Origin of the sequence: Brevibacterium iodinum ATCC 49514 (assembly GCF_900169265.1) — a bacterium.
In the GTDB taxonomy this organism is placed as follows: Bacteria; Actinomycetota; Actinomycetes; order Actinomycetales; family Brevibacteriaceae; genus Brevibacterium; species Brevibacterium iodinum.
The window spans coordinates 42097-51569 of record NZ_FXYX01000024.1 but is presented as its reverse complement, the minus strand read 5'-3'; the positions used below and the strand labels follow the sequence as shown (position 1 = coordinate 51569).

5 protein-coding genes are annotated in these 9473 nt (G+C 66.0%); 4 read left to right on the top strand and 1 reads right to left on the bottom strand.

The features are described from left to right. Positions 1-167 precede the first annotated feature (167 nt). On the bottom strand, positions 168-3575 hold the full coding sequence (locus BI49514_RS13900) for a bifunctional proline dehydrogenase/L-glutamate gamma-semialdehyde dehydrogenase (RefSeq protein WP_101547080.1): 3408 nt from the start codon (positions 3573-3575) through the stop codon (positions 168-170). 154 nt (positions 3576-3729) lie between these two features. Between BI49514_RS13900 and BI49514_RS13895 the strand changes: the two genes are divergently transcribed. From BI49514_RS13895 to BI49514_RS13880, 4 genes are all read left to right on the top strand, one after another. Then, positions 3730-5271, top strand: a complete 1542-nt coding sequence (locus BI49514_RS13895; protein WP_101547079.1) for an FCD domain-containing protein — start codon at positions 3730-3732, stop codon at positions 5269-5271. 51 nt (positions 5272-5322) lie between these two features. Then, positions 5323-5934, top strand: a complete 612-nt coding sequence (udk, locus tag BI49514_RS13890; RefSeq protein WP_101547078.1) for a uridine kinase — start codon at positions 5323-5325, stop codon at positions 5932-5934. Positions 5935-6020: 86 nt separating this feature from the next. Beyond that, a complete protein-coding gene (locus tag BI49514_RS13885) occupies positions 6021-7616 on the top strand; it encodes an HNH endonuclease (RefSeq protein WP_101547077.1) in 1596 nt (531 codons plus the stop codon). Between the two features lie 171 nt (positions 7617-7787). Next, the gene (locus BI49514_RS13880; RefSeq protein WP_101547076.1) at positions 7788-8252 is read left to right on the top strand and encodes a hypothetical protein; all 465 of its coding nucleotides are present in this window, start codon (positions 7788-7790) and stop codon (positions 8250-8252) included. The last annotated feature ends 1221 nt before the right edge of the window (positions 8253-9473 follow it).

The window sequence follows — 9473 nt, the reverse complement described above, 5'->3', positions numbered from 1 at the left end:
CGAAGAAGTCGAAGAGGGAGCTCAAGCGCAAGCTCAAATGGTATCTCGCGCGTCGAGTTTTCAAGGTTCTCAACGGGCTAGAAACAATTCCCACGTCGGCTTGACAGACATAGAAGGATCGGCCCAGCAACCTGGCGCAAGGTTGCTGGGCCGCCGTCAGGTAGCAATTAGGAGGTGAGGGTGGCGGCGAGCTTGTGGAAGTCACGGCTCGGGTTGCCGAAGCGGTGCAGAGTCATCGACACCGCCTGCTCCTGCACGTAGTACCGCAGCTCCACCCGACCCGAGGTGGTCACCGGCTCATCGATGATCGCGACCTCCGGGCGAGGCGCGGCCGCGGCCAGCAGCTCGTCCTCGAACCGACCGAGGACACGGATGCGGGCACCCACCGTATCGTCATACCGGCCCTGGCCGACCATCTCGGCGAACAGATCCGGCGACTCCGTGCGGGCCGGGACACCGGCGTTCGTCACGGCGATCTTCACCTCGGCGGGCACATCCTCGGCGACGGACAGCTGCACCGTCGACCGCACCGTGGCGGCGGCATGGAGGGAGCGTTCGAGATCGAACAGGCTCGCCTCGGCAGTGACACGCAAGGTGACCGGGCGAGGACGGTAGCGGAAGATGTTCGCCTCCGCGCGCAGTCCCGTGTGGTCCTTCGCGGCACCGAATTCGGCCTCGTACCAGCGCTTGTCATCGGCCTTCGCCGCCTCGAGATCCTGGTTGCCCGTGTCGGTGAAGTGGCCGAAGAGCATAAGGTAGTTCGGGCCGCCCGCCTTCGAACCCAAGCCCACCGAGGATTGCTTCCACCCGCCGAAGGACTGCCGGCGCACGATCGCTCCGGTGATGCCGCGGTTGACGTAGGCGTTGCCGACCTCGACGCGGTCGAGCCAGGTGGCTACCTCCTCGGGGTCGAGGGAATGGATGCCGCCGGTGAGGCCGAAGTCCACGGCGTTCTGGAACTCGATGGCCTCATCGAGATCCTTGGCATGCATGAGACCGAGCACCGGACCGAAGACCTCGGTGAGGTGGAAGAAGGAACCGGGCTTGACTCCGTCCTTGATTCCCGGGCTCCACAGGCGCCCGGTATCGTCGAGCTGCTTGGGCTCGAGCAGCCAGGATTCGCCGGGTTCGAGCGACGTCAGTGCCCGACGCAGCTTGTCCGACGGGTCCTCGGTCAGCGGGCCCATGGTCGATGCGAGGTTCGACGGCCAATCGACGACCATCGACGAGGCGGCATCGACGAGCTGGCGACGGTAGCGCTCGGAACCGTAGGTCGATCCGACCATGATCCCCAACGAGGCGGCCGAACACTTTTGCCCGGCATGTCCGAAGGCCGAGTACACGAGGTCGGCCATGGCGAGATCTCGGTCCGCCGCAGGGGTGATGACCAGGGCGTTCTTGCCCGAGGTCTCCGCATTGACGTGGAGTTCGGGACGGAAGGACTTGAACATCGCCGCGGTCTCCGAGGCACCCGTGAGGATGACCCGGTCGACATCGGGATGCGAGACGAGATGCTGGCCGAGCTCCCGCTCGACCGGTGCGCACAGCTGCAGCACGTCCTTGGGCACTCCGGCCTGCCACAGGCAGTCGATGATGAGCGCCGAACAATGCGGGGTCGGCTTCGACGGCTTATGGATGACAGCGGATCCGGCCGCCAGCGCCGCCACGGTGCCGCCGGTGGGGATCGCCACGGGGAAGTTCCATGGAGGAGTGATGACGACCATCTCATCGGGAGTGAACTCCGCACCCTCGAGGCTCTCGAGCTCGAGTGAGTTCAGCGCGTAGTAGCGGATGAAGTCGATGGCCTCGGACACCTCGGGATCGGACTGCGACGGCATCTTGCCGACCTCGGCGGCCTCGACGGCGATGAACTCGCCGCGACGGGCAGCGAAGATGTCCGCGGCGCGGTGGAGGATCTCGGCGCGACCGGCGGCACCGAGGGCCCGCCAGTCGGCGGCCGCGGCGCGACCGCGGGCAATCATCTCATCGAGTTCATCCGTGGATTCGACCTTGGGCGCGTTCGGGCGGTCGTCGAGGTAGCCGGGGGCGGTCGCCTCGGCGATGATGCTGCGCACCCACTCCTGGTTGGCCGGCAGGGACGGGTCGGTGTCGGGTTCATTGAAGAACTGGGTCGGCACCACGGTCTCGCCGAGTGTTTCGGTTGACCGGTTCTGGTGGCGGTTCGGGGCCGGTGCGGTCTCGCCTTCGGTGTCGAGGATCGATTCGAGCTGGTTGACCGACGCGGTGAACCGGTCGGCTTCGCGCTTGAACACGTCGTTGCCGTTGGCGAGGTCGAAGATTCCGGACATGAAGTTCTCGGACGCAGAGTTCTCTTCAAGCCTGCGCACGAGGTAGGAGATCGCGACGTCGAACTCGTTCGGATGCACGGCCGGAACGTAGAGGAGGAGGTCTCCGACGTCCTCGGTCACGGCGGCGGCCTGCTCGCTGGCCATGCCCTGGAGCATCTCGAACTCGACACGATCGGTCACCGAGCGTTCGACGGAGAGGTGGTGGGCGAAGGCGATGTCGAAGAGGTTGTGGCCGGCCACACCGATGCGCAGGCCCTTCATCCGCTCCGGGGTGAACAGCCAGTGCAGGACCCGCTTGTAGTTCGCATCCGTGGACTGCTTCGAATCGCACGTCGTGGCAGGCCAACCCGCGATCTCGGCATGCACCGTCTCCATCGCGAGGTTCGCGCCCTTGACGAGGCGGACCTTGATCCCGACCCCGCCGTTCTCGACACGGCGGGAAGCGAATTCGCTCAGCCGCTGCACCGCGCCGAGCGCATCGGGCTGGTAGGCCTGGATGACGATTCCGGCCTCGAGATCCTTGAACTCCGGTTCGGAGAGCAGGCGCGTGAATACCGCGATCGTCAGTTCGAGGTCCTGGTACTCCTCCATATCGAGGTTGACGAACTTCGCACCGGTCGGGGCTTTCGCGGCCTGCTGGTAGAGCGGACGGAGGCGGTCGACGACGTAGTCGACGGTCTCGTCGAAGGCCCACATCGAGATCTGCGAGGCCACGGAGGAGACCTTCACCGACACATAGTCGACATCGTCGCGGGCGAGCAGCCGGTGGGTCTGCTCCAGGTGGTTGTCGGCTTCGCCGTCACCGAGCACGGCCTCGCCGAGGAGGTTGATGTTGAGCCGGTGACCGTCGGCGGTGAGCGCGGCGACGGTCTTGCCGAACTGCTTGTCCCGGGCGTCGACGACCATATGCCCGACCATCTGACGCAGACGAGTGCGGGCGGCGGGCACGACGACCTGCGGGGCGATCTTGCCCAGTGCGGCACCGGCCTTGATCTGTGCACGGTCGAGGTACGACATCGTCTCGGGTGCCAGCTTGCCGACCTCGGTCAAGGCGTCGGCGGCGGCGTGGACATCGTCAGTGCGCACGACCCGGTCGACGAACCCGACGGTGAAGTCGAGGCCGTTGTCGTCGGAGAGGACGGCGGAGAGGCGTTCGGCCGCGGGGTTCTTCGCCGTGGTCATCGACGTCGACACTCGCAGCCATCGGCGGACGGTGTCGATCGACTGGGCAGTGAGCGTGGCGAGGTCGGTTTCGGTGTGCAGCAACTGTGCTCCTTCGGTGCTCGGATTCTGTGCTCTCACGTATCGGCGCTGACCGTGGAGTCTGGGTGTGAGATCAGTATGCGCCGCCGTACGGAAGGGGTGAAGAGGTGCCGCGCGTGCATAGGAATGTTTGAGTCAGAAGTCCTAAGATGGGGAGATGTATTCCCCGCAGTTCCGCCGCGACGCCGTGGCCCGGCTGTCGACGTCGACCCTCGCCGAGGTGGCCGCGCTCACGGGCGCATCACCGTCGACCCTGCGTCGCTGGGCAAGCCGATCCGATCTTGAGGATCGTCCCCGCAGCGGCCGTCCGCCGATCCAGGAGACCGCCGACCGAGTCGTCGAAGCGCTCGTGGCGACCGCGGGCGCGAGGATCTCCGGGCGGGACTATTCGACCCGGGCGCTCGCCGAAGCGACGGGGTTGAGCCAGAGTATCGTCTCGCGTTCTGTCCGCGGGCTGACCATCCCCGTCACCGAGGTGGCCGGAGGTTCCGAACTCATCCTCGCAGCCAGCGGATTCCCGCTCGTCATCATAGGAATCCGCAGAATCGATGCAGGTGGGGCAGGTAGCCGTGACGAGTCCGCGACGATCGTGCCGCCTCGGCGGGTCCAACGACGCATCGCCGGAATCACCGCGGCCCTGCGGATTGCGGGAGTCGGGCGCTGGGCACAGCGCTTCGACAGCGAACATCGGCAGGTACCCACTTCCGAACTGCTCGGCCTGCTGGACGGTGACGGTGACTTCCTCGTCTTCGACCCCCTCGGCGAGGTCCCTGACGACCTCTCCGACGGGCCGGGAGCCCGGGCAACGGTGTGCGCGGATTTCGACGATTTCGTCGGCGCACTCAAGAGCCGCCTCGGCGAGTGTCAGGACATTCCCGGGTCCCTGCTCGATCTGCTGGCCGACCGCGTCCGGCACGGACTCGAAGGAGTGCTGTGGCGGGAATCGGCCCCGTACGACCCACAGAGAAGTTCCATGACTTCTGACTCAATGGAGATATCGTCGTGGCTGCCGAAGGAGACGCGATCGATCACCGAACACCTGGCGATCGCACTGCGTGAGGAGATCATCGATTCCGGATACGAACCCGGCGATCGGATCAATCCGCGCCTGCTGTCGCGTCGCATGCAGGTGCCCAGGGCCTCGGTCGACGCGGCGCTGCGACGGATGGTCGATGACAAGGTCCTCGACGGCTCTCGCGGCGGTGCACGGATCCCCTTGATCACGACGGTCGACGTGCTCGACCTCTACGCCGCGCGCATGGCCATCGGTGAGGTCGTGCTCCGGTCCTTGGCCCTGCGTCCGCAGCGCTACCTGGTGCCGGTGCAGCTTGCTCTGCGGCAGGTCGAAGCCTCGGCGCCGACACGCAGCGGAATCGACGTCGAGGACGCCGACCTCCATTTCCAGCAGGAGCTGGCCCGGGCATCGGGACTGCGGGAATCGGCGCGTGCCTTCGAGGCCCTGACTCTGCGGCTGCGTCTGTTCATCTCTATCCTGCAGCTCGACTATTCTCCGGCCAGCGACCGCATCGTCAGCGACGACCGTGCCATGTTCAGCGCGCTGAGCCGGGCAGACGCGAAGACGGCGATCGAGGTCTGGCGCGGCAAGGTCGACAATGCGGTGAGGCATATGGCCGGTCTGCTCGGCAGGCGGCGCTTCGACCAGGAGCTGTGGACTCAGCTGACCCGCAGCCTCGGATGAGCACGCAAGCCGGGAGCCGCCTCGGCGGAGGTCGTGGTCTATATTTGTGCTGTGGAGACTTTGGTTGTGGGCGTGGCCGGCGGAACCGGCAGCGGGAAGACGACGCTGACTCAGGCGCTGTTGGACAAGTGCGAGGGACCGCCGTCGGTGCTCTTCCACGACAACTACTACAAACGGCGCGACGAACTCACGTATGCGGAGCGCGAGAAGGTCAACTACGACGATCTCGACGCCTTCGACAACGACCTCTTCGTCGACCACCTCACTGCGCTGCGGAACTCCGAGGCGGTCGACAGTCCCGTCTACGACTTCTCGATCCACAACCGCAGCGATGAGACGACGCGAGTCGAGCCCGCATCCGTCATCATCGTCGAAGGCATCCTCATCTTCGCCGAACCGCGCATCTGCCGACTGCTCGACATCAAGCTCTTCGTCGACACCGATGCCGATGTGCGCCTGCTGCGCCGGATCAAACGCGATGTCGTCGACCGCGGGCGAACCCTGCAGTCGGTGGAGGACCAATATCTGGGCACGGTCAAGCCGATGCACGAGCTTTACGTCGAGCCGTCGAAGCGCAATGCCGACCTCATCATCCCCGACGGCGGCCACAACATCGTCGCCATGGACATGATCCTCAACCGCATCCAGCGCGGAGTCGGCTGAGCTGGGAACAGTTCCTGACCTGCGCGAACGGTCTTCTTCGGGGGCGGCTGCGAAGTCGTGTCAGTGCCGCTGGGTACCGTCTTGATATGGACGTCGACCCCGCACGGGAACCAGCGCCGGTTCCGGATCCGCTGACCGAGATCACTCGGATCGGTGACTTCCTGCGCGCACTCGACCCGGGCGACACCGAGGCCGAGACGCTGGAGCGGATCACAGCGCTCGAAGAACTCAAGTCTGCTGTCGTCGCCGCACAGGCGAAAGAGGCAGTGGCTTTCGAGACGCTGCGCACCGAGCGGGACCGACTCAACCGGGTGCCCGCGCTCGACTGCGGAAAACGCGCCGGTGACGAGGTCGGGCTGGCGAAGAAGGTCGCGCCCGGATCGGGCCGGAAGTTCCTCAGCACTGCCCGCTCGATCGTCACGGGCATGCCCAATACCTTCAAAGCCCTGGCCGACGGGGAGATCTCCGAGGACAAGGCGCGCATCATGGTCGATGAGACCGCGGTCCTCGTCGCTGCCGATCGGCGCACGGTCGATATGCGGATGAAGCGGAGTCTGGGGCCGTCCGGGCTGCGGAGCCTGCGCGCCGAAGTGCGTGCGCTCAGTGCGGAGATGGACGCCGAGGCGGCCGCGAAGAGGGCAGCGAAAGCGAAGTCCAATCGTCGAGTGAACATGACCGTGATCGATGACGGGATGGCCAGGATCTCCGCGATCCTGCCGCTGACGCAGGCCGTCGCCGCCTATGAGAGCCTCCGGGCCGGCGCTGAGACCATCACTGCTGCCGGTGATGCCGGCGGACGGAACCGCCAGCAGGTCATCGCCGATACGTTCGTCGAACGGCTGAGCGGGCAGGCGAGTGCAACGGCGGTGCCTGCGGAGATCCATCTGCTCGTCGACACCGAATCTCTGCTCTCCGACGGACTCGTTCCGGCCTGGCTTCCAGGGTACGGTCCGCTGCCGGCGAAGACGGCCCGAGAGTTCATCGCCGCGAACGAAGCGCAGATGTTCATCAGCCGGATCTTCACCCGCCCCGAGGATGGGCAGCTGGTGGGAATGGATGCGAAGAGCCGGGAGTTCACCGGCCGACTGCGGCAGATGATCACCTTCCGTGACGATGTCTGCCGGGCCCCGTGGTGCGACGCCCCGATCCGACACGCCGACCACGCGCAGCCTGTCGCCGCAGGCGGAGAAACCACCTGGGAGAACGGCTCCGGGCTGTGTGCGTCCTGCAACTACGCGAAGGAACATCCCGGATGGACGCACCAGGCCACAGCGGACGGGCTGCGCGTCACCACGCCGAGTGGGCGTTCCTATGAGGTGGCCACGCCAGCGGTGGTCCGTCGCATACGGTTCCCGCGCCCCGCATCAGTGTCGGAACCGGGCGGTTCACCGCCGGGATCGGACTGGCAGCAGCTCTTCTCCCGAATCCTCGAACCGGATAGGGAGGAAGCCAGGAGAGCGGCGAGGGAAGACAGCAGGGCAACGGCCGCCGCCGAAGAGGTCGGCACAGACGAACCGCAAGCGGCGGCTCAGCCGGAAGAGCTGCCACCCCGGTACTGCACTCGTGCCGAGAAGATCGCCGACTGGCGCAGACGCAATGCGCACCGGCGCCCGTCCGCGAAGGACTGCGGAGGCAGCATGGTCGAGCATCAGTTGGTGCAGGTGGTTTTCGGGCCCGACTGAGCTGCGTGTCGGATCTGGAACATGGCGGCAACACCTGTCACAGAGATACTGCAGAGAATCGTAGTTATGGACAGGGCGGGTAGGAACGGACGCACACCTCTGACGACTGCGCGGGGGCGCAGTCTCAACCTTGTGGCGCGTGTGCTCCCATCAGGGGCGGTGGCCTGTTGGGTGATCACGATCTTCGTGCCGGTCCTCGACAGCGGAGGACCCGGCTCGATGCGGATCCGTGTGACGTCTCTCGGGTTCTCGCCGATCGACATGAATGACCTCGATGAGGTCTACCTCATGCTCTGGGTCGTCATTCTCACCGGCGCGTTCACTGCCTGGCTGCTGTCCGCATCGAAGTGGTGGTCGATCGCGGCCATCGTTCTGGGCACAGTGCTGGGACTGCGACTCCTGCAGATGGTCGCCGATCCGCCGATCATGATGTGGGACGGGCAGACGGCCGACGGCATGCCCACCGGCGGCATGGAAGTCGCCTATCCTGCGGCAGGCTTCGGCCTGTGGGTGCTGGGAAGCCTTCTGTTCGTCGCCGCCGGCATCTGTGGTCTGGTCGCAGCCGCCCAACAGGACCATTACCGTCGTGAACGGATCAAACGCTGCATGTCGAAGCGCCATGGTCCCGCCGCGTGAGTCTCGGCCCGGGCCGGTGAGAGTCCGCCGGATTTCAGACGGCCGACTGCTTCTGCGATTCGCCCAAGCACTGTCGTGGTCTGCGCTCTGCCTGTGGATCCTCATGCTGTGGGTTCCGGTGGCCGCCAGCCCTGAGGACATCTCCGAAGCGCCGCACCCGCCGCGCATCATCGTCACTGCTCTCGGCGGACCGCCGTTCGACCTCGAGGAGGCACGTGTGTCGATGGTCCTGGTCGCCGTCGGCGTTGTCGTATGTGCGGCTGCTTCATTCCTGATCAGCGGCCGGTCTCGGCCCGATTCGCACCCGTGGCCGGACGTCGTCGGGCGCCTGTGGTCGGTGGGAACTCTCATCCTCGGCGCCTGCGCCTTCCTCGTGTTGGCCGCCTCGTTGGCGAATCTGCCGACGATCATGTGGGACGCCGTCGACGATCGGGGGAGGCCGGTTTTCGGAATGGTCATCGCTCAACCGACGGTCGGTGCAGGGCTGTGGGCTATCGGGGGTCTCTGTCTTCTGGCCGCGGGAGTCTTCGGCCTCCTCGGCGGTCATCGTCGAAGCCGGGTCCGCAGCGATACCGCACACGTTCCCGATGCAACATCCCCCAGTCGCACGGAGCCCAGGGTCACCGCGTGGCCGCGCGGGAACCGAACCCATCGCCTCGCACAGCGGCTGCCGTGGGTCGCCGTCGCCGCCTGGGTGCTGATGATCTGGATCCCGATCTTCGACAGCGGCGATCACGGCGACGAACGCTTCATCGTCACGTCCCTCGGCAGCCTCGAGTTCCTGCCGACACTGCTGCTGGCATGGGCGGTCGTGCTCATCTGTGCCGCAACCGCCAGAGCGTTCAGCCCCTTTTCTCACTGGTCCTTCGTCGCTGGTCTCAGCGGCATCGGGCTCCTGATCATCGAGATCGTCCTCCTCGCACGCCCACCCCGTGAGCGAGTCTGGGTCACGGATTCCGCCGGCGAGGACCGCTCAGCCCTCATCGTCGCCGATCCGTCAGCAGGCCTCCTCCTCTGGACGCTCGGCGGCTGCGCACTCTTCGCAGCAGGAGTGTGTGGGTTCATCAGCGACCGCCGCCGGATCGAACGCACCACTCAGCAGAGGACACCGGGCGAGGCTGCAGAGAGGTCACGCCGACTGCGGCGCCTGGCACGGTTCCTTCCGCTCATCACGCTGACCGCCTGGGTCATCACCCTCTTCATACCCGTCATCGACAGCTT

Excerpts from the sequence above, each read along its gene's own strand:
- BI49514_RS13895 (WP_101547079.1), top strand. The coding sequence starts at position 3,730 with ATGTATTCCCCGCAGTTCCGCCGCGACGCCGTGGCCCGGCTGTCGACG.
- BI49514_RS13885 (WP_101547077.1), top strand. The coding sequence starts at position 6,021 with ATGGACGTCGACCCCGCACGGGAACCAGCGCCGGTTCCGGATCCGCTG.